Below are 23218 nucleotides of genomic sequence, written 5' to 3' on the forward strand. Positions count from 1 at the left end.
TTCATATTGAAATAATATAGAGATGTGATATAATGATAAAAAGACAACGGGGTGTGTCTTAAAAATTTAACTAATTAATTTCAAAATGAAATTATATGAAAAGGAGAGGCAGCAAATGAAAAGAAGAAATTTGATGGCATTGGTACTTGCGGGAGTTATGGCAGCGTCGGTTATGGGATGCGCCAGCCAGAGCGGAGCGAAGAATCCTTCTGAGACACAGAAGGAGGCAGCCAAAGAGGGGGCATCCAATGAGAGTGTGTCTAAGGACAATGAGAGTGGAGCCGCCGACAGCGCCGCCGTGCCGGCTGGCAGCTGGAAGCCGGACCATGACATTACGATCCGTGTTCCCAATGCAGCAGGGGGAACCATGGACACGATCACGAGGATTTTGGGACAGGGAATTCAGCAGAGCACGGGAACGACGGTTATGATTAATAATCTGACCGGAGCGTCAGGAGCTATTGCAGCCAATGATCTTCTTGCCAAGGACGCAGATCCCTGCGAGCTGATGACGTCTGGAATCGCGCTCTTTACACTGGCGCCTCTCTTTAATCAGGATATTAAGGTCAGTCTTGACGATTTCGCCATTGTATCCGGCATGGTATCTGAGGATTTTGTACTCTGTGTGAACCCGGAGAAGAGCGGCATCCATAACTGGGAGGAACTGAAGGCCTATGGAGAGAAGGAGCGGATTCTGTTCGGCTCCAATACACCTGGAGGAACGACTCATATGCTGGGCACGGCGCTGTTCGGAGAAGCGGGCTTAAACGCGGAGTCCGTGACATCGGACGGAACGAATAAGGATATGCTGGCCCTGACCTCCGGTGACGTAGTCTGCGCCATCGGCAATGCCAGCGCCTGTCAGCAGTTTATCGAAGAGGGGACGGCCGTTCCCATCGTGGTATTTTCAGCGGACGCCTATGAAGGTTTCGAAGGTTTTACCGTTCCGTCCGTCGTGGATTTGGGATATGATATTCAGTTCAAATCCTGCAACTTCCTGATGGCGAAAAAGGGAGCGGATCAGGCGGCTCTGGATCAGATTCATGACATGATTCAGGCCTATACGGAAACAGAGGAATGTAAGAAACTGGCCGAGAGTGCAAAATACGTCCCGGATATTGCCGACGGCGAGACCGTCCGTGCCATGATTGAGGATTCCGCAAAAATGTGTCAGGAAATCTACGAAAAATATTATCACTAATAAGGCGGGGAGAAAGCGATATGAAAGTGAAGTACAGGACAAATCTGTGGGCCGGAATCGTAAGCGTGATCTTCGGCCTGGCAGTCCTCTGGCTGATTCCGGCTCAGATAGGTACAGAATATTCGTCAGGAAACAGCCTGACTTCCAGGGCCGTTCCCGGCGGAGCAGCCATTCTGTTTATCGTATGCGGCGCGGCGCTGATCGTCCAGAGCCTCATCTTAAAGAAGGACACGGTCCGGGAACTGAATCTGGCAAAAGAAGGCAAGGCGTTCCTTTACATGGCGGTGTTTGGGATCTATGTGATCCTGTTTGACTACAGCTTTATTGTGGCTTCCATATTCCTGGGAGCCGCAACCCTGCTTTTTACAAGGAGTAAAAAGAAGCTGTATTATATAATCGTAATTATCACGGTTTTCGTCCTGTATCTGCTGTTTACGCAGGTACTTCACGTGAGACTGAAGTAGGAGGCCGCAAATGAAGGAAATTATATTTCAGGCACTGCCCCAGCTGTTTACTCTGGAGAACTTTGTATTTGTAAACCTGGGGATTTTTATCGGAATCATTTTCGGCTCCATACCAGGGCTGAATGGCAATCTGGCCATTACCGTTCTGATTCCATTTACGTTTAAATTAGGCAGTGTTCCAGCCCTGCTGATGCTGACTGCCATCTTTTTCGGCTCGAATTTCGGAGGCTCCATAACGGCGATTCTGATCAATACGCCGGGAACGAACGCAGCGGCAGCCACCCTGCTGGACGGATATCCCCTGTCGAAAAAGGGAAAGACCAGGAAGGCCCTGGACATGGCCCTGGCGGCGTCCACCTTTGGCGGACTGGTGAGTGCGTTGTGCCTCCTGTTTTTCGCGCCGCAGATCAGCAAAATCGCCATCCATTTCGGAGCACCGGAGTACTTTGCCCTGGCGGTGTTCGGGCTGTCCGTTATCGCTTCAGTCAGCGGAAGAAGCATCTTAAAGGGTGTGATCAGCGGGGCTTTCGGCGTACTGATCGCCACGGTGGGAATCGATGCTGTCAGCGGCGTCACCCGTTTTACCTTCGGCAGTCTACAGATGTATAACGGAATCAAAATGCTGGCCGTTTTACTGGGCGTTTACGCGATTGCACAGATGATCAGCCGTGTAAACGGCACGGAAGAAGAGGAAGCGGGCACAGAACTGAAGAAGGCAGATCCCTCGGACCGCCTGACGCTTGGCGAATTAAAGAGTACCGTTCCCACTATGCTGAAATCCTCCGCGATCGGAGCGTTTATCGGAGCCATTCCGGGCACGGGCGGGGCGATCGCCTCCTATATCGCTTATAATGAGGCCAAACGCTGCGCAAAATCGGAAGAGAAGTTTGGTGAGGGAGAATTAAAGGGAATCGCCGCGCCGGAGTCCGCCAACAACGGGGCGACCGCGGCCACGCTGATTCCGCTGCTTACACTGGGAATTCCGGGAGATGCGGTGGCAGCCACGCTGTTGGGCGCATTTACCATGCATGGTCTGGTGGTTGGTCCGAAGCTGTTTTCCACTTCGGGTCCGGTCGTTTATGCCATTTTGATCGGCTGTGTGATTTCTCAGATTGTGATGTTTTTACAGGGAAAATATCTGCTTCCCCTGTTCGTAAAAATCACACACATTCCGCAGGAGCTTCTGACGGCGCTTCTGGTTGTTATCTGCTGTACGGGAGCATTTTCACTGGCGAATTCTTCCTTTGACGTGAGGGTCATGCTGATTTTCGGCTGTATCGCTTATTTCATGCAGAAGGTGGAACTGCCTCCCGTTCCGATTATTCTCGGAATCGTTCTTGGCCCCATCGCAGAGGCCAACTTAAGAAATTCCCTGGTCCTTTCAGACGGCTCCTGGACCATATTCTTTAAACGCCCAATCTGTCTGGCGTTTATTATTCTGACCTTTGTTCTGATCTGGCTTTTAAAGAAGAACGACAAAAAGCAGCGGAGCATGGAAGCAGAATTTCTGAAAAAATACGGAGAAAATACGGAGAAGTAAGGAAAGGAACCACTATGCATTACAAAAAACTATGGACGGATTTACACAGCAATATTCATCACAATCAGATGGGAGAACTGAACCAATGGATAGAACACGCCAAAAAGACTGTTGATTTCTGGCCGGTCGCCTACTATCCCTTTTATATGAAGCGTACCGAAACAGGGGCAGGCCTGGAGGATTTATATGACAGGGAACAGATTGAACAGGACTGGGAACAGCTCCGCGAGGCGGTAAAACAGCAAAACGAAGCCGGTTATCCGATGTTTATGGGCTATGAGTGGCAGGGCTCCGGAGAAGACGGAGACCATAATGTGTTCTTTCTGGATAATGAGCAGCCGATGCTCCATCCCATGCGGTACGAGGAACTCTATCAGGCGTATAAGGACAGGACGGCGATAGCCATCCCCCACCATGTGGCCTACCAGCTGGGCAGCAGGGGAAAAAACTGGGAGACGCACCGGGAAGCTTTCTCTCCCTTTGCTGAGATCTATTCCAGCCATGGCTGCAGTGAAAATGATACAGGCCCTTTTGATATGGAGCGCCATCTCCACATGGGGCCGAGAACCGGAGAGACCTGCTATGAGAGGGGGATCGAGAAGGGGTATCTGGTCGGTATGATTGCCTCTGGAGACAACCACAACGTACCGGCAGTTCACGATCATGGAACCATGTGCGTGCTGGTAGCGGACGGCTCAAAGGAGGCGATCTGGGAAGGCCTGTTAAACCGCCGGGTATATGGCGTCAGCAGAAGCCGTATGGATATTGACTTTACCATAAACGGAAGCCCGATGGGGTCTGTGGTGAAGCCGGGAGAGGGGACGCTTTCATTTGCCATTGAGGCGGCGGACGCCATTGACCGGGTAGAGATCCTTCGGGACAATGTTCTGGATACCATGGCGGTTCATGCGGGAACCTGGGAAGAGACTGAGTATACCGGCGTAAGAAAGTATAAGTTTGCAGTGGAGTTTGGCTGGGGGCCGAATCCCAAGTTTTATACGGACCGTCTGACGAAAACATGGGATGGGTCTCTGGAGGTTCCGGGCCGTCTCTGCTCGGTGCAGAAATGCTTTAACAGCTTTGGTCAGGAGCTCTGCAATGTGACGGAGAAATCCTGTGAATTCCATATGATTACCTATATGAGCACCACCACAGGCCACTGGATGGGACCGAGTACAGTTGTAAAGGAAGGCTTTGTATTTGAAGTGGAGGGAAAGCCGGAGGATGAGATCGTGCTGAAGGTGGACCGCTACGTCTACCGCTTTACGCTTAAGGAATTGATGAAATCCTCGAGAATTCTCGCCCAGTATCAGGAGAGCATGGATCTGGCCGCAGAGGTCTTTGGAAATGTGGAACACTACCGCGATGATTTCTACTGGCACAACGCCTATAAGACCAGAATTCGTCAGGCAGTGCCGGAAGAGGCGTATACGATGAAGTATGAAAAGAAGGTGACACTGGAGGCGGGAAGCTGCTACCGGCTCCGGGTACACTTGAGAAATGGAGACACCGCCTGGGTTTCCCCGATTTTTGTGCGGGAATAACAGATAAAAAGAGTTCCTAAGAGTGAAGGCGGATTCCTGGAAATGGAATCGTGAGAGTGGCATTCACTTTTCGGGACTCTTTCTTATTAATATGTAAACTTAAAATGTAAATTTAATGGCGCAGAATGGAATACCACTCTGCGCCGTCTGATTACCGGTTGGCTGATTTTAATTCATTATGGTTCGTCTGCCGTGTCTTCCACAATGGTAGTGGATTCCTCTGCGGCAAATTTCTTCAGTGCATCTCCGGTTCCCTCATATATCTCTTCGACTTCTTCTGAGTCTGCTTCTTTATCTTCTGTATCTGCGGCCTGCTCCGGTTCTTCTTTGAACCCTTCTGTGGCGCCGGCTGCGTAGTCGAGCCCGCCGTCTTCGGTAATATCTTCTTCTTCCTCGTCGTCCTCTGAACGGTCCATAGCGGAATCAAGCATATCCTTGGCAGTGTCGGCAACTGCGGAAGCGGCTTCCCTGGCCGTACTGTTCACGATGCTGGCTGCGTCTTTCACGAGGTTCTTCGCGGCAGAAGCTGCATCCTTGGCTGCGTCGGCCATATCGGCTGCGGCTACCTTGAATTCATCTTTGTCTGCGTGAAGGGATACGTAGTTCCTGTTCATTGTGCTGTCAATCTTGGAAATGTCATCATTCCCGTCATCTTCAAAATCATGAAAATCTTCTTCCAGTTCTTTATGGAAAGATTTATATTTCGTAAAATAAGAGATACCGGCCGCAACGGCACCCGCGATGGTGGCGAAAGCCACTAATTTCCCAAAACCATTACCCTTTTTTGCCATGTGAAACACTCCTTTCATTTGATTCTTATTGTAATACTTATAAAGAAAAAAATAAAGGTATATAATAAGAAAATTTCTATAAACTATGTAGGAACGGGAAAATGCTCTCAGTTATGGAATGAAATTGTAAAAAAAATATAAAATTAGCACTCAACTATTGACAGTGCTAATAATGAGTGATATAACTTAGTATGTGAATAAAAGAAGTTTCCATTGCGAAACAAAAAGAAAGAATCAATAGAAACAGTATGAGGAGGAATTGCAATGAAATTAGTACCATTATTTGACAGGGTAGTATTAAAACCATTGGTTGCAGAGGAAACGACGAAATCCGGTATCGTTTTACCGGGTCAGGCAAAAGAAAAACCGCAGCAGGCGGAAGTAATCGCAGTTGGACCAGGCGGCCTGGTTGATGGCAAGGAAGTAACCATGCAGGTAAAGGTCGGCGATAAAGTAATCTTTTCCAAGTATTCAGGAACCGAAGTGGAAGGCGAAAGCGAAAATGACAAGCTGGTTATCGTAAAGCAGAACGATATCCTGGCTGTGATCGAATAAACCGTATCCCTAAGGCAATACCGAAATCATAACAAAAACGATAGATAGAAAGAAACTGGAGGAATGAAATCATGGCAAAGCAGATTAAATATGGTGTAGACGCCAGAAAAGCACTGGAAGCCGGCGTAAATCAGTTAGCAGACACAGTTCGTGTAACATTGGGACCGAAAGGAAGAAACGTTGTTCTTGACAAATCCTTTGGCGCTCCGCTGATCACTAATGATGGTGTGACCATTGCAAAAGAGATCGAGCTGGAAGATCCATATGAGAACATGGGCGCACAGCTTGTGAAAGAAGTTGCGACAAAGACCAACGACGTAGCTGGTGATGGTACTACTACAGCGACGGTACTGGCCCAGGCGATGATCAATGAAGGCATGAAGAACGTTGCTGCAGGCGCTAACCCGATCGTTTTAAGAAAGGGTATGAGAAAAGCTACTGAGGCAGCTGTAGAAGCGATTGCAAAGATGAGCGAGCCGATTAAGGGCAAAGCTTCTATCGCGAGAGTAGCGGCGATCTCCGCAGCAGACGATGGAGTCGGCGAGATGGTAGCCGATGCGATGGAGAAGGTTTCCAACAACGGTGTCATCACCATTGAAGAATCCAAGACCATGAAGACTGAGTTAGACTTAGTAGAAGGTATGCAGTTTGACAGAGGATACGTTTCCGCTTATATGTGCACCGACATGGAGAAGATGGAAGCCAACTTAGACGATCCGTATATCCTCATTACAGATAAGAAGATTTCCAACATTCAGGAAATTCTTCCATTATTAGAGCAGGTTGTACAGTCCGGCGCAAGACTCTTAATCATTGCAGAGGACATCGAGGGCGAGGCTCTGACCACATTAATCGTAAACAAATTAAGAGGTACCTTCAATGTAGTAGCTGTTAAGGCTCCTGGCTACGGCGACAGAAGAAAAGAGATGCTTCAGGATATCGCTATCTTAACAGGCGGCAAGGTAATTTCCGAAGAGTTAGGCTATGAATTAAAGAGCACCACAATGGATATGCTTGGACGTGCGAAATCCGTTAAGGTTCAGAAGGAAAATACCATTATCGTGGACGGCGAAGGCAGCAGAGACGAGATCGAAGCAAGAATCGGCCAGATCAAGGGTCAGATTGAAGAGACTACATCTGATTTTGATAAAGAAAAATTACAGGAAAGACTTGCGAAGTTATCCGGCGGTGTTGCTGTTATCCGTGTAGGTGCGGCTACCGAGACCGAGATGAAGGAAGCAAAGCTTCGTATGGAAGATGCTTTATCCGCAGCAAGAGCAGCCGTAGAAGAGGGCGTTATCGCCGGCGGCGGTTCCGCTTATATCCATGCTATGAAGGACGTTCAGAAAGTAATTGACAGTCTGGATGGCGAAGAAAAGACAGGTGCAAAGATTATCTTTAAGGCTCTGGAGGCTCCGTTATACCACATTGTGGCAAACGCAGGTCTGGAAGGCGCCGTTATTATCAGCAAGGTAAAAGAGGCTCCGGTTGGCACAGGCTTTGATGCTTATAAGGAAGAATATGTAGACATGATCGAGGCTGGTATCCTGGATCCGACCAAGGTTACGAGAAGCGCATTACAGAATGCGAACAGTGTTGCATCTACCTTATTGACAACTGAATCCGTTGTTGCTAATATAAAAGAAAAAACACCTGTAGCTCCGGCTCCAGGCGGAATGGATATGATGTAATAACGGAAGCAAAAGCGACGCATGCGTAATGAAAAGAGGGTTTGCAGTGCTTGCATTGCAGATCCTCTTTATTTTGTTTCATAGGAATGTTCAGCCTGTGATACAAAAACCCTCCGGGTGATGCAGACTACGCGCTAAGAAAATATGGCTGCTGAAGCGACCGCGCTCCGGCGCGAGTCCGGCTTGCCGGATTCTTTGTTCAGGAAAGTACAGCCTGTAAGATCATCGCCCTCCGGGGATGCGGACCGTGAACTATATCATCTCCCTTCACAGAAGAAAGGACATCAGTCTATGAATGAAATGTATGCAGAATGGCTCGTAAAACGAAAAGCACCAGCTTATATGATGCTTGTCAAGGTATTGATGGTTCTGGTATGTGTGGTGGCATTCTTTATTGCTGTATCCCCGCTGCTCGGAATTTTCGGAATCCTGGTTCTCTTTGCGGCAGCAGCGGCAGCCTACTTTGTCTTCCGCAACAGCGAAGTCGAGTTTGAGTACCTCTATGTAAGCAATCAGCTGACGATTGATCGGATTTACGGGAAGACCAAGAGAAAAAAAGCCTGGGAAGGTTCCATGGATGAGATTCAGATCGTTGCGCCTACCGGTTCCACGGAAGCGAAAGATCACGAGACAAATAATATGAAGGTTCTGGATTTCTCTTCTCACACCTCGGACGCCAAGACATTTACATTGATCAGCCAGTCCGGCAGTGAATCCATGAAGATTATTTTCGAGCCGAACGATAAGCTTCTTCACTGCATGAAGATGACGGCTCCACGAAAGATCGTGGACCGCGTTTAAGGAGATGCCTGGAACGTCGTTTGAGGATTTGTTTCAGGATAAGATTTATAAGGGTAAAAGGAAAAGGACAGATACATGATGTGGATTAGGACGCGGAGTGTGTTTGGCCTTTTTTTGTGGTCTTTGGGAATGGGGGAGGAGAAGTGAAGCTAAAATGGCTGGATTGGTGAAGGGGATAATATTTACGGACGAATTAAGCGTAGATGATTTGTAAAAAGTATGTATTGATAAGGCGTATGGGAGATTTTTATAGAAATTTTTGTAAAACTTAACATCGATGCTTGACAGGTGTAATTCGAATATAGTAAGATAGAAAACAAGTTCCACAGCATTTTCTTGCCTGTGAAATTCTAAAATTCTTTGTTTCAATGCGGTTTCCGCAAAAAAATCCTATGTTTAGCTTCAGGAGAGTTGGTGATGTGTATGATTGATTGAGAAAAAGTCTTGTAATGGCAAAGCTTTTACAGTATAATGAAAACATCTGAGTGACGTAAAAACTAAAGATAGGAGGAGTGAAATGACAATAGATGAAAAGTTGGATTTACTCTGTGGAAATGTTCAGAGTATAAATGATAATGTAATTGTGATGAAAAATGATATGGCTATGATGAAGGGCGATATCTTGGAATTAAAAGGCGATGTAGCAGAGCTGAAGAGCGATATGGCTGAGGTTAAAAGCGATATCGTGGAGTTAAAAAGTGATGTAGCAGAGCTGAAGAGCGATATGGCTGAGGTAAAGAGTGATATCGTGGAGTTAAAGAGTGATGTAGCAGAGCTGAAAAGCGATATGACTGTGGTAAAGAGCGATATCGTGGAATTGAAGAGCGATATGGCTGTGGTAAAGAGCGATATTGTAGAATTAAAGAGCGATATGACTGAGGTAAAGAGCGATATGACCGTGGTAAAGACTGATATCATAGATCTGAGAAATGATATGAACACCATGGAAGGCAGAATTGATGCTAAGATGGAACAGTTAAATGAAAATGTGAAGGGGATTCGTTTTACCATTGAAAATGAAATCCGCCCGAGTATTGCTCTTATTGCAGAATCACATTTCATTCTGAATAGAAAACTGGATGAGGCGATAAGAGTAGCGGGAAGTATCGAAATGACAAGAATTCGAGTCGGCATACTGGAAGATGATGTAAAGAAGCTGAAAAGAGTAGTAAATATGTGATCTATATCATAAGATACGAGAAATTAGTAGATTATGAAGAGAATATCAGTTATACAACAGAGCTTACTATAATTAGAAAAGAAAACAGTAAATAAATGAATGCAGCTTACTTCGACAAATGTGCCGAAATAGGCTGCATTTTTGATTATAAGCTTTTATTTTTAATTTGGATCTTAAAGGCATAAAATAAAGACCAGCAATATACAATAACAAAAGATTTCTAAATAAATCAAATACAAATCATAAATAATAAAATGTTATTATGTGTTAACATTTACTGATATATAAATAAAGGTGATGGAATATAGATCGAATGTGCTAACAGCATTTCCTATAATTTCATAGATACAAACCAAGAGTAAGTAAGACAGCTTGACAGGCCCCATATTAACATATAAAGTATAAGAAACATATCGTTTCAAAATCAGGTGAGACGGCCAAATAAATCCAAGTCGAACGGCAGAAGGAGCTCTACATGAAAAAGCTAAGAAGTCCCTTGTTATCGGTGCTCGTAATTTACATACTGTGTTTTATCTTTCGAATGATAGAATACTTTATGATTCGTACAGATCAGACCTTATTGGGAGAAGCGATCATACATAAGATTGCTGGCATCATAATTCTCTGGATTGCAATAAAAATGCTATCTACTGATTTCGAGTTTATTGGATTTAAGCGTAAAGGTATATTCAAAAATTTTGCATTCGGTTTACTGTTTGGTATTTCTGTGTTTGCGGCCGCATATGGGGCAGAAATCCTGATTGCAGTTTCGCAGGGGAATTTCCAGTCCCTTCAATTTTATGTCAGCAGCTATGCTGTGGATAAAAATATAGGAAATCAGACCGGTATCCTGTTCTTCCTTATTTGTATTGTTGGTAACATCGTTAATGTACTGATGGAGGAAGGCGTATATCGAGGACTTTTTCAAAAAATTCTTCAACAGAAATACAAATTTATTGCAGCAGCAATTATTTGCTCCATTTTATTTGGTGTGTGGCACGTCATAGGTCCGATTCGCAATTATTATGACGGTTTGAGCAGCATGGGAGGGATGGCGGCCAACATTTTCATGTTGGTAATCACAAGCAGTCTTGTTGGTTTTAAAGCGGCTATGATAACGAAATTAACCGGCTCACTTTACATGGCTATGGGGGATCATTTTGTCAATAATACAATCGTAAATATTTTACACGTTACTTCCTATACAGGCGCTGATGAATTGATGTTTGTGCGAATCACAATTGCTCAAAGTCTCTCATTTCTGTTGGTTCTTATTTTCTATATCTGGAAACAGAAGAAGACTGATTCAGACAGTTCTCCCTCCGGAAATTAGTCAGCCGTATCGAATCGGGAATGGCATCATTAAACGATAAATTTTGAATGCGGGCAGTGCATTTGTTTACATACTTATGCATTGCCCGCTTGATGATCATGCTCATTCGGACAGGAAGAATTTATCTTGTTTTTTCCCTGGCTTCTATGAGCTGAATATAGTTTTTCTTATATAGGGAAACAAATATTGTTGAAACATGTTTAAAGCGTGGTTGCTAGAAACGTAAATGCAGGTAAAATACAAGGGGTCTGGAATTAGCATAGAAGATATAAAGCCACACAAAAAAATTAATCATTAATAACATACAGCTTAAAGTAAAAACAAAGGGCTTAACAAAAGAAATATAAAGTATTCCTTACAAACTCCCAAATAATGTAAATTTATAAGCCGCGATGAATATATTAAATACGCTGGAAATTATGTCTTTCACACACGGAAAACAGATTGAAATTGTCCGTTGACAAGTGACGCAAAATTTGTTAAACTATGTAACTAACAAGCAAAAATATATTAGTTACATTAATAAAAAGGACAAGAAAGAGAGGAAAAATTAATGGGTACAATTATTGGCGACGGCATTACTTTTGACGACGTACTTTTAGTTCCAGCTTATTCAGAAGTAATTCCCAATCAGGTTGATTTGACGACCTACCTCACGAAGACCATCAAGCTGAACATTCCCCTGATGAGTGCTGGTATGGATACGGTTACCGAGCACCGTATGGCAATTGCCATGGCAAGACAGGGAGGTATCGGTATTATCCACAAGAACATGTCGATTCAGGCACAGGCAGATGAGGTTGATAAGGTAAAGAGGTCGGAGAATGGCGTCATTACGGATCCATTTTATCTTTCCCCAGAACATACATTAAAGGATGCGGACGAGCTGATGGCGAAGTTCCGCATTTCCGGTGTGCCGATTACAGAGGGCAAAAAGCTGGTTGGTATCATTACCAACCGTGATTTAAAATTTGAGGAAGATTTTTCCCGCAAAATTAAAGAGTGTATGACTTCCAAAAATCTGGTGACGGCGAAGGAAGGCATTACCATGACAGAAGCGAAGAAGATTCTTGCCAAGGCGAGAGTGGAAAAGCTTCCGATCGTTGATGAAGATTTTAATTTAAAGGGACTCATTACAATTAAGGATATTGAAAAGCAGATCAAATATCCGTTGTCTGCAAAAGACAGCCAGGGAAGACTTCTGTGTGGTGCTGCCATCGGAATTACTGCTAATGTTCTGGATCGTGTGGCCGCTTTGGTCGCTTCCAAGGTCGATGTGATTGTCCTGGATTCCGCTCATGGCCATTCCGCCAACGTACTAAACTGTGTACGCATGATTAAGGAAGCATACCCGGATCTTCCGGTTATCGCTGGAAACATAGCGACCGGAGACGCGGCAAAGGCCCTGATTGAGGCTGGTACAGATGCGATTAAGGTCGGTATCGGACCTGGTTCTATCTGTACTACCCGTGTGGTTGCCGGTATCGGTGTGCCGCAGATCACGGCAGTTATGGATTGCTATGCGGTAGCGAAAGAATATGGAATTCCAGTTATTGCAGACGGTGGTATCAAGTATTCCGGAGATTTAACAAAGGCCATCGCAGCGGGCGGTAATGTCTGCATGATGGGTAGTATGTTTGCAGGATGCGATGAGAGCCCGGGAACATTTGAGCTGTATCAGGGAAGAAAGTATAAGGTATATCGTGGCATGGGGTCTATTGCAGCCATGGAGAACGGAAGCAAGGACCGTTACTTCCAGTCTGATGCCAAAAAACTGGTTCCGGAAGGCGTGGAAGGCCGTGTTGCATACAAAGGTCTCGTCGAAGATACCGTATTCCAGATGCTGGGCGGACTCAGAGCAGGAATGGGTTATTGTGGTGCTTCTGATATTAAGACACTTCAGGAAACAGCTAAATTTGTAAAAATTACCGCAGCATCCCTGAAGGAAAGTCACCCGCATGATATTCATATTACGAAAGAGGCTCCGAACTACAGTATTGATGAGTAGGATCGGTTGTGACGGAATTGTGGCATATCTATAAATAGTATAATTATAATAGGAAGAGACTCTGTTTTGAGAAAGGCAGAGGCTCTTCTTTTTTGTGTTAAAATCGCATAAAAATCCAGGGAGCGATTTAGCGAAGATAAAATTGAAAGAATCATGAAATACCAGAATAATAACGAAAATATAATGATAGATAACGAAATATGTACAATATACTGAAAACAATAAAGAATATTAAAAATATACAAATAAATACAAAGGCTTTCATATGACTAATTTACTAAAAAAACATGATAAAGTTACGAAAGAAAATATGGTAAAACCTTGAAATGTAACCAGTTTGTTACCGTGTCGAGGTATAATGCATCTATACATGAAATCTCTTAAACAAAAAACAGAAAATATATGCAATTTGAGAGGCGTAACTGCCTGAAACATAGGCAGATGTAGTTGAACAAATGAAAAGAAGGTGAAAGATGTCCACAGCAAAGAGAAGGAAGATTCACAATTCTTATCGTTATTTTACCATAGCAGCAGATGAATATGGAGAGAGGTGCATGAAAGGTAGTATCTTTCATGCAGGAAGAGCACCCGGAATTCGATCTGGCAGCTTTTTGGGAACCGACTATCCAGAACCAACTATTTAGATCCGATCATCCAAGGCGCCTGCAAAGGCACATTTAATCTGGGATACTTACCATTCAGGAGGTAAGAAAGCTGCCTTTACGATAAAGGTCCTGTACAGGAAACACTCGGCCTGACAGGAGTAAGCGGCTGGCATGGTGCCAGCAAGAAGCAGGCTTTCAGAAGATTTATGGAGAAGATTCTTATGATATCCTCCGTGCTGGAAAGCGAAAGAGAAAAAATGAGTGCGAAGATAGATCTTATACAGAAGATAGAAAAAAGTATTTATGGAAGGATAAGGAAGGAGAGAAAGTATGAAAGGACTTAGAAAAAGGTTCAGACGAGGGCTGGCTGGATTTCTGGCGTTTGTATTGACGATGACATCGTTTAATATGGTGTCATGGGCGGATGTGGCGAGTGCATTTGATAAAGAGAATGCCACATTTATCATGAATGGAGAAGATCTTCGGGATTCCGCGCAGGCGGCCATTGACAATGGCAATGAGTTCAATTTTGAAGATCTTGGTGCAGACACGTCAGACAGGAGTCTGGCCAAAGAATATCGAAAACTGTTTGAATCAGGGACAGTTTTTGAATTTTCTCCATCATATGACATGGATGATGAGGAGTACGCAGATGGGGCTGAGCTCCGAATGTTTATTCGTGTTGATGATGCGTATGAAGGGTATCAGATTACAGGAGATGAGGATATCATTTTCCTGTATATCAATGATTCTGCATCAAGAATCACATTCCGTTCCAAAATTGACGGGTATACAACTCAGAAGGTAACGGTAAAAGGAAATTCTTCCTTATTGGAGACCAATGGTGCGGCGGTATCAGGTGGAGAAAATGCAGATGCGGCTCAACTCCCGGATGCGGACGAAGAGACAAATTCAGCGGAAGAGATGGAAACTCCCGATGCAGATAAAGAAACCGATTTAAATGGAGAGGTTGAGACTTCAGAGGCAATTAAAGAAACTGATTCGAATGGAGAGGCCGAGACTTCAGAGGCTAATAAGGAAACAGAGCCAGAAGATGCAGTGGAAACCCCTGAGGCAAAGGAAGGAACAGAATCAGGAGAGACCGCTGAGACTTCAGCGGCCGATACAGAAACAGAAGAAAAATCAGAAGTTCCGGATGCAAATACCAGTGCGGCAGAAAATAGTAATCTGGAAACCGGAGCTGGTCAATCAGATGCGGTTCAGACGCCTGACGCAAATACGGCAGAAGAGAATCAGACTTCAGAGAATGATACAGCTGCCGGACAGATTTCCGAAGGCGATGGCAACACAGGCACTTCGTCTGATGAAAATGCTGCGGCTTCCAGTTCTGACAATAACAGCAGTGCAGATACATCGTCTGACAAAGTGGAACAGTTATCCATTTCACGCCATCTTGCCTATGTTCTGACAACTGCTATCTCGAATCATGAAGAGACCGAGGAAAAGGCTAATGATTCAGACGACGGGAAGAACAGCAATGCAGCCGATCTTCCTGCTGATCATCAGGAAACAGCAGAGGAACCTCAAAGTGAGGAAGCTGACAATACAGAGTCCGGCGCTGAAATAAATGAGGATCCGACAATTGCTTTGCCTGTGGAAACTGAGAACAGTAATGATGCAGTAAAGGAAGAAGAACAGACCACCGTTTCGTCCGAAGAGATGAGTCAGGCAGATGAAGAAGCAGGCGCGAGCGGGAAACCGGATGAAAAAGAATCTGCTGTAACGGTTGAACCTTCAACAGAAGTTGATGAGCAGGAAGAAAAGACGGTATCAGGAAATACAAGCGGTAAGACGTATGGACAGATCGTGCTGGATGAGTCCTATTACGCGAAAGCTTATGTCACAACACTGAATAAGCTTCATGTTGATGTATCGGCAGAGGGGTATGCAGTAACTTACACAGTAACCCCGGTAGGTGCAGCGACAGTAAAAGGTGCGAAGAGCGTTCCGGAAGGAAATGATTTAAGCTTTACAGTAAAACCTCAGGTAGGCTACATGATTGACCGGGTAACTGCAAATGGAGAGGAACTGGAAGCAGTCGACGATTCCGAAGCCACAGATTCTAACGCTTCTTCCTTAGCAGAGCGCTATCTCGTAGCGTCCGTGGCAGAGGTACAGGAGATTGTCGTATTCATGTCGGAGACCGGAGAGCATCCGGAGTTTCACTACAGCAGGACCCTGGGGGACGTAGTAGTTTCTCTTCATGTAGAAGAAGGGATTTTGCCGGCCGGTACTGTGGCAAAAGTAACGGAGGTCACTGAAAAAGTAGAAGAAGCGGTTAAGGAAAAAACAGCAGAAGAGACTGGTGATGATACATCTGAAAATACAGTTCTTGCCTATGACATTAAGCTGTTTGCAGAGAATGATGAAGGAGAACTGGAAGCTCTTGATAACAGCTGGAGCGAGAATGGCTATGTAGACGTTACTTTCTCAGGTAAGGCGATAGAAGAGAAGAGCGCTGAGGCGGAGACGGTTGAAATTAAACATGTTGATATCGGCGAAGTAGATGTAACGGCAGATGATGTAAGCAAAATTACTGCAGAAGAAGTTCAGACGATGGAAGACGTGTCGGAGGTCATCGAGGTTCCTGGAGATGCAAAAATTAACGAAGTAGCATTTGAAGCAGAGCATTTTTCTATCTATACCATCTATTTTAGTACCACTACTTCGTCTGAAATTAATATTATAACAGTAGATACCAACGGTAATGTGATTGGCAATATAAATAGCGGATATTATTTTTCTAGTGATGAAAAAAAATCTGTTGAGTCAATTGCTAAAGAAATAACTCCGGCTGGTTATGAACCAGACATAGCTACAATTGGCGGAAAATATAGTGGAGGTAAAGTTGATACAAAGTATTATGATAAATCTCAAGCTGTATCAGTGATACAGAGAACTGGCGTAGTAAATAAAAAATTGCAGTATAAGGTGGGGAATACAGCTTATAAAGAGATGTCATCTGATACACAAGACATATATTTCTGGGTTAACCCCAAAGTGGTTACAATAACTTTCAATTTAAATAATGGAACAGGAACGGTACCCCAAGCGATTACAGCTCAAGCAGGTCAAACGATTGATTTGCCGTCAAGTGATGGAATTCATCGTAATAATTACATTATGTTAGGGTGGGCAGAACAAAAAGATTCCAATACGGTTCCAAAATCAACAGGAAATGCAATTCAGATATATTCACTAAATGGTAAATTCGAAGTTCCGGGCAAAGATGTAATTCTTTATGCAGCGTGGGCACAAACTGATGGAAGCCGCAGTAATGATACACTGGTGGTTGCGATACGTAAAGACGGCTTGGTACCTTCTGAACCTACGATTAGGCCGGATAGTGAAAACGAATTTTACACTTATATAACCGGAAGCAAAGGGGTGTCTGTTGGTAATATATTAGGATACTTAAATCAAGCACATACTACAGCAGGAGTAGAAGCGGTCTCTAATAATTTAAAAACAAGTTTTTTAGATTATGTGAATGATTTAAATTCAAACAACAAATACTGGAATCCAGATACTCACTATATTGAATGGTATGTAATAAAATATCAAGGAAATGATTCCAAATGGCATATAGATGGTGCTATTAGAGACAGAAGTAAAGTTTCACTAGACTATAGACCTAATTGCAATGATTATACAGGTCATTTTCCTGATAGTGAACAGTATACGCCAGGTACGATGGCTGCTGTTAGTGGCGCAGGAACGATGACCAGGCCGGGTTATATTTTTAATGGCTGGGATACGGAGCGAGAAGGTACTGGTGTAAGGTATTATGAGAATGATAGAATAAAAATGACCCAAAGTGTAATTTTATATGCACAGTGGATAGAAAAAAATACTGTATCGATATACTATAAAGCCGTAGATACAGAACCTAATGTTACTGGAGGTGAAGTATCAAATAAAAGTGAGAACTTGAATCCGGATACTGGCATTGCAGCAGGATCTACAGCAAAAGCCTATCGGGGATATCGTTTCGTAGGTTGGTTTAAAGAGGCAGAAGCTATCAATAAAATCACAGAAAATAATACTTTAAGTCCTCAAAGACCGGAAGAAGGCTGGATTAATAATACTACTTTCTATGCGGTATTTGCCAAAGATTATAGCAAGACTTTTAATTATACAATAGAATATTATAAGGATGGTGAGGACCAACCATTTGAAACAGTTGGCCCAAAGCAAGTATACCAGTATGCTCCAGAAGTAAGAGAAGTATCTTATGATAATAAGCCACAAGGCTATCGGGTGGATATGAATGCTTCGACAGTACTCCCATTTACTGTCAGTGAAACAGACAATATAATAAAGGTTTATTATGTGACAGATGAAACTCAAAAAAATTTTGCATATAAGATCAACTACTATATAAAAGGAGGAACGACGAAAGTTCCGGGTATTGAAACGAATCCTGTAACCGGAAAAGGCTATGTCAATCAAGTAGTTAAAATCGAGCATCCGGTAGTTACAACAGGCTATAAGGTAATGGCGGGACAGCCGACCAGTCTGGTTGTACGGGGGGATGGAAAATCTGAAGAAACTGTATATTATGAGATCGATGAGAGCCAGAAAGATTTTGCATACAAGATCAATTACTTTATAAAGGGGGGAACCACAAAGGTCCCAGGAATTAATCCAAACCCGGTAGTAGGAAAAGGTTATATTAATGAAGAAATACTGGTTGAGCATCCAAATGTAACCACGGGATATAAGGTAATGGAGAATCAGCCGACCAAACTGATTGTAAAAGAAGACGGGACGGCAGAAACTACGGTATTTTATGAAATCGATGAAGGCCAGAAAAATTTTGCTTATAAGATCAATTACTTCATTAAGGGAGGAACTACAAAGGTTCCGGGAATCGAACCCAATCCAGCAGAGGGAAAGGGATATATCAATGAAGTAATAAAGGTTAAACATCCAACGGTTACCACTGGATATAAGGTAATGAAGGATCAGCCGACCAGTTTGCTTGTAAAGGAAGACGGAACGGCAGAAACCACAGTGTTTTATGAAATCGATGAGAGCCAGAAAGATTTTGCATACAAGATTAACTACTTCATCAAGGGAGGAACCACGAAGGTTCCAGGAATTGATCACAATCCGGTAGAAGGAACAGGTTATATCAATGAAGTAATTACAGTAAAACATCCAACGGTTACCACGGGATATAAAGTAATGAAAGATCAGCCGACCAGCCTGATTGTAAAAGAAGACGGGACGGCAGAAACAACGGTATTTTATGAAATCGATGAGAGCCAGAAAGATTTTGCATACAAAATTAACTACTTCATCAAGGGAGGAACCACGAAGGTTCCAGGAATCGAACCCAACCCGGTAGTAGGAAAAGGCTATATCAATGAAATAATTACAGTAGAGCAACCAATCGTAACAACAGGCTATAAGGTTATGGAGAATCAGCCGACCAGTCTTATGGTAAAGGAAGATGGAACAGCGACGGCGACTGTATATTATGAAATAGACGAGAGTCAAAAAGACTTTGCGTATAAGATCAACTATTTCATAAAAGGTGGAACCACTAAGGTCCCGGGAATAAATCCAAATCCAGTAGAAGGTAATGGGTATATTAATGAAGTTATTACAATTGGGCACCCAATAGTTACCACAGGATATAAGGTTATGAAGGGGCAGCCAACCAGCCTTGTTGTAAAAGCAGATGGAACAGCAGAAGAAACTGTATACTATGAGGCAGATGAGGCGCAGAAGGACTTTGCATATAAGATCAATTACTTTATAAAAGGAGGAACCACGAAAGTTCCAGGAATAGATCCCAACCCGATTGAAGGAAAGGGTTATATTGATGAAGTTATCACGATTGAACATCCAACAGTCAAAACCGGATATAAGGTTATGAAGGACCAGCCGGCTAACCTTATTGTAAAAGCAGATGGAAAGGCTGAAGCAACTGTATATTATGAAATCGATGAGAGCCAGAAGGATTTTGCATATAAAATCGACTACTTCATCAAGGGAGGAACTACAAAGGTTCCGGGAATTAATCCTAATCCTGTAGAAGGAGAAGGACATATCAATGAAGTAATTACAATTGATCATCCGACAGTAACAACCGGTTATAAGGTAATGGAAGATCAGCCCACGAGCCTGATTGTGAAGGAAGATGGAACAGCAAAAGCAATTGTGTATTATGAAGTAGATGAGAATCAGAAAAACTTTGGATATAAAATTAACTACTTCATAAAAGGGGGAACCACGAAGGTTCCAGGAATTGATCCCAATCCGGTAGTAGGAAAAGGCTATATAAATGAAAAGATACTGGTTGAGCATCCAATCGTCACAACAGGCTATAAGGTAATGGAAAATCAGCCAACCAGCCTCGTAGTAAAAGAAGATGGAACGGCCGAAGTTACGGTATATTATGAAGTGGATCATAAACAGAAGAATTTCGGATACAAGATTAACTACTTTATAAACGGAGGAACTACTAAAGTACCTGGAATCAGTCCTAATCCAGTAGAAGGAAAAGGTTATATTAACCAGGTGATTCCAATTGATCATCCGGAGGTGGATACGGGATATAAGGTGTGTGAGGATCAGCCAAGAGTTCTAATAGTGAAAGAAGATGGAACGGCAGAGGCGAATGTATTTTATGAGGTAGATAAGGGGCAGAAGGATTTTGCATATAAGATTAACTACTTTATAAAAGGAGGAACCATAAAGGTTCCGGGAATCGAACCCAATCCAGTAGAAGGAAAGGGCTATATCAATGAAGTCATTGCGGTTGAACATCCAGTAGTTACTACAGGATATAAGGTTATGAAGGAGCAGCCGACCAGTCTGATTGTAACGGAAGACGGAACGGCAGAAACAACGGTATTTTATGAGATAGATGAAAGCCAAAATAATTTCTCATATAAGATCAATTATTTTATAAAAGGAGGAACCACGAAGGTTCCAGGAATTGATCCCAATCCGGTAGAAGGAACAGGTTATATCAATGAAGTGATTACAGTTGACCATCCGACAGTAACAACGGGGTATAAAGTAATGAAGGATCAGCCAACCAGTCTTATAATAAAAGAAGATGAAAAGGCAGAGGCAACTGTATATTACGAGATCGATGAGAGCCAGAAAGATTTTGCATACAAGATCAACTATTTCATTAAGGGAGGAACCATAAAGGTTCCGGGAATTGAACCAAACCCAGTAGAAGGAAAAGGCTATATCAATGAAGTAATTACAGTAGAGCATCCAGTCGTCACCACGGGCTATAAGGTAATGGAGAATCAGCCGGCCAGTCTTGTAGTGAAAGAAGATGGAAAGACAGAAGCTACCGTATATTACGAGGTCGATGAGAGCCAGAAAGATTTTGCATACAAGATCAATTATTTCATTAAGGGAGGAACCACAAAGGTTCCAGGAATTGATCCAAACCCGGTAGAAGGAAAGGGCTTCATCAATGAAGTTATCAATATCAAGCATCCATTAATAACTACAGGATACAAGGTAATGGAAAATCAGCCAACCAGTCTTGTTGTAAGAGAAGATGGTACCTCAGAGGCGACAGTATATTATGAGGTAGATGAAGAACAGAGAGATTTTTCATATAAGGTTAATTATTTTATACAAGGAGGGACTACGAAGGTTCCTGGAATAGAGCCAAATCCAGTAGAAGGTAACGGATATATCAATGAAGTGATTACAGTCGATCACCCAGTGGTCAACACAGGTTATAAAGTGATGAAGAATCAACCAATCAGTCTTATTGTAAAAGCGGACGGAACGGCAGAAGCTACTGTTTATTACGAAGTGGATAAAGAACAAAAATTCGATTATGAAATCTACTACTATATTTATGGTGGAACTGACGCTGTTCCAGGAATTACACCGAATCCATTTAAAGGAAAGGGATATCTTGGAGAAGAAATTAATATTATTCATCCAAATGTTAGTTCTTATGGATATAGGGTGATGAAAGATCAGCCGGATAAATTAGTCATTAATGGGCCGGAAAAGACTACGCAGATCATCTATTATGAACTTCGAAATGATTTAATAACTACAATTAATTATTATTATGACAATGTGAAAGCAGACAGTGAAACACTTAGAAACTTTAATGCAATCTATGGCGATTTAATTCTAAAAGATATATTAATAGAAAACGAAGTGACTCGCTTGGATGGAAAGCATTATGTTTTAGACGGAATTGATGGTCGGGATAAAAGAGTAACTGTAAAAGCTAATGATAACGTTGTCAACATCTACTACGCCCTTGACGAAAAAGGCGCCGGACCGGATCCCAATAAGCCGGACCAGATTCCGGATAAGTACCAGATAACCTTTACTTATACTGCATCTGCAAATGGTAAGGTGGAAGGACGTCTGGAAGAAGTAGTTACAAGGGAGAAAGAGGCAGATGGCAGCTTCAGTACGACAAATCCGGCGTATCCGGAGGCGTTGGTGACAGCATCGGCGGACAGCGGATACAGATTCGTGAACTGGACCTCCAGTGAAGTGGGAACCGTTGATGGTGAGCCGGTAAGCACATTTGCGGCTGAAGCAGATATCAGGAAAGCCGGTTTTACGACAGATTCCATTTTCACAGCACATTTTAATGCAAAAGATGATACAACTTACAGAGTGGAGTACTACTACGAATCCCAGGGCAGGTATCCTGCATCTACAGATAACTATGAAATCAGAACGGGCAAGACCGATGCAGCCGTATCTGTTGCAGACAGTGACAAAGTGAAGGCAGGATATGTATATGATACGACGGCATCAAATGTAGAAAGCGGGATTGTTAAGGGAGACAATAGCCTGGTATTAAAACTCTACTTTAAACAGCAGTTTACAGTAACTTATCGGCCGGGAGATCACGAATTCTTTACAGAGCAGGTGATTGGCGGAATATCTTACGGCGATAAGACGCCGGAATTTACAGGCATAATGGATATCAGAGGAAAATACGTATTCAATGGCTGGAAACCGGTTGTTGCAGAGAACGTAACAGAAAACGCAGTGTATGTGGCACAGTGGAAGTATACGGGCAGCAGTGACGGCGGAAACAGCGGAGGCGGCAATACCCCGAACCCAGATCGTCCATACGTTCCAGGAGGTCCAGGTGAAACCGTAACTGTTGAGCCGGGAGATGTACCTTTGGCGAATCTGCGTGAAAGCGGCCCGGCAGATAATTTAATCCTGATCGATGATGGCAATGTACCGCTTGCCGGTCTTCCTAAAACCGGTGACCGCACAGGAGCACACGCAGGATTGGCAGCACTGCTTTCCGGATTCCTGCTGGCAGCGTTTACCGTGCTGAGCAGCAAGAAGAGGGAAGAAGAGAAGTAAAGCTTTACAATAAAAATGATTAAAAAGGCGAAGGCCTGGCAGAAGTAATAATCTGTCAGGCCTTCGCCTTTTATGTCGAGAATCTTTTAAAAAAATCAAATATTCTATTAAAAATAAGTGAATTTTTATATTTTTACGC

The 23218-nt window shown here is 43.3% G+C and carries 13 protein-coding genes; 12 read left to right on the top strand and 1 reads right to left on the bottom strand.

The annotated features are described in order from the left end of the window. The first annotated feature begins 115 nt into the window (after positions 1-115). Genes ACLTD4_RS11780 through ACLTD4_RS11795 form a run of 4 tightly spaced genes read left to right on the top strand, consistent with a single transcriptional unit; the run spans position 116 to position 4749 of the window. A complete protein-coding gene (locus tag ACLTD4_RS11780) occupies positions 116-1201 on the top strand; it encodes a tripartite tricarboxylate transporter substrate binding protein (protein WP_055653749.1) in 1086 nt (361 codons plus the stop codon). Positions 1202-1221: 20 nt separating this feature from the next. Next, positions 1222-1665 carry a tripartite tricarboxylate transporter TctB family protein gene (locus tag ACLTD4_RS11785; RefSeq protein ID WP_117621239.1) on the top strand — a complete coding sequence of 148 codons (444 nt, stop codon included), beginning with the start codon at positions 1222-1224 and terminating at the stop codon, positions 1663-1665. 10 nt (positions 1666-1675) lie between these two features. Further along, the gene (locus ACLTD4_RS11790; protein ID WP_055653747.1) at positions 1676-3205 is read left to right on the top strand and encodes a tripartite tricarboxylate transporter permease; all 1530 of its coding nucleotides are present in this window, start codon (positions 1676-1678) and stop codon (positions 3203-3205) included. A 14-nt stretch (positions 3206-3219) separates the two neighbouring features. Continuing rightward, a complete protein-coding gene (locus ACLTD4_RS11795) occupies positions 3220-4749 on the top strand; it encodes a hypothetical protein (RefSeq protein WP_412331326.1) in 1530 nt (509 codons plus the stop codon). 176 nt (positions 4750-4925) lie between these two features. Here ACLTD4_RS11795 and ACLTD4_RS11800 read toward each other — a convergent pair whose 3' ends face one another. Beyond that, positions 4926-5540 (bottom strand): hypothetical protein, encoded by a 615-nt coding sequence (locus ACLTD4_RS11800; RefSeq protein ID WP_002602647.1) that lies wholly within the window; start codon positions 5538-5540, stop codon positions 4926-4928. Between the two features lie 264 nt (positions 5541-5804). On the opposite strand from ACLTD4_RS11800, the gene groES reads away from it, so the two are divergent. From groES to ACLTD4_RS11840, 8 genes are all read left to right on the top strand, one after another. Further along, a complete protein-coding gene (gene groES / locus ACLTD4_RS11805) occupies positions 5805-6095 on the top strand; it encodes a co-chaperone GroES (RefSeq protein ID WP_055653743.1) in 291 nt (96 codons plus the stop codon). A gap of 71 nt (positions 6096-6166) precedes the next feature. Next, a complete protein-coding gene (gene groL / locus ACLTD4_RS11810; protein ID WP_117621237.1) occupies positions 6167-7786 on the top strand; it encodes a chaperonin GroEL in 1620 nt (539 codons plus the stop codon). Positions 7787-8077: 291 nt separating this feature from the next. Then, complete coding sequence (locus ACLTD4_RS11815) at positions 8078-8587, top strand: DUF6106 family protein (RefSeq protein WP_117621236.1); 510 nt, start codon at positions 8078-8080, stop codon at positions 8585-8587. A 517-nt stretch (positions 8588-9104) separates the two neighbouring features. Beyond that, complete coding sequence (locus ACLTD4_RS11820) at positions 9105-9767, top strand: hypothetical protein (protein WP_117621235.1); 663 nt, start codon at positions 9105-9107, stop codon at positions 9765-9767. A 475-nt stretch (positions 9768-10242) separates the two neighbouring features. Next, positions 10243-11100 (top strand): CPBP family intramembrane glutamic endopeptidase, encoded by an 858-nt coding sequence (locus ACLTD4_RS11825; protein ID WP_117621234.1) that lies wholly within the window; start codon positions 10243-10245, stop codon positions 11098-11100. Between the two features lie 553 nt (positions 11101-11653). Next, positions 11654-13108, top strand: a complete 1455-nt coding sequence (gene guaB, locus ACLTD4_RS11830) for an IMP dehydrogenase (RefSeq protein WP_117621233.1) — start codon at positions 11654-11656, stop codon at positions 13106-13108. Between the two features lie 811 nt (positions 13109-13919). After that, on the top strand, positions 13920-14057 hold the full coding sequence (locus ACLTD4_RS11835) for a hypothetical protein (RefSeq protein ID WP_181988615.1): 138 nt from the start codon (positions 13920-13922) through the stop codon (positions 14055-14057). Next, positions 14044-23079, top strand: coding sequence for a doubled motif LPXTG anchor domain-containing protein (locus ACLTD4_RS11840; RefSeq protein WP_412331327.1), 9036 nt, complete (start codon positions 14044-14046; stop codon positions 23077-23079). The genes ACLTD4_RS11835 and ACLTD4_RS11840 overlap by 14 nt, the downstream gene beginning before the upstream one ends. Positions 23080-23218: the final 139 nt, after the last annotated feature.

Source organism: Hungatella sp., from assembly GCF_046966825.1.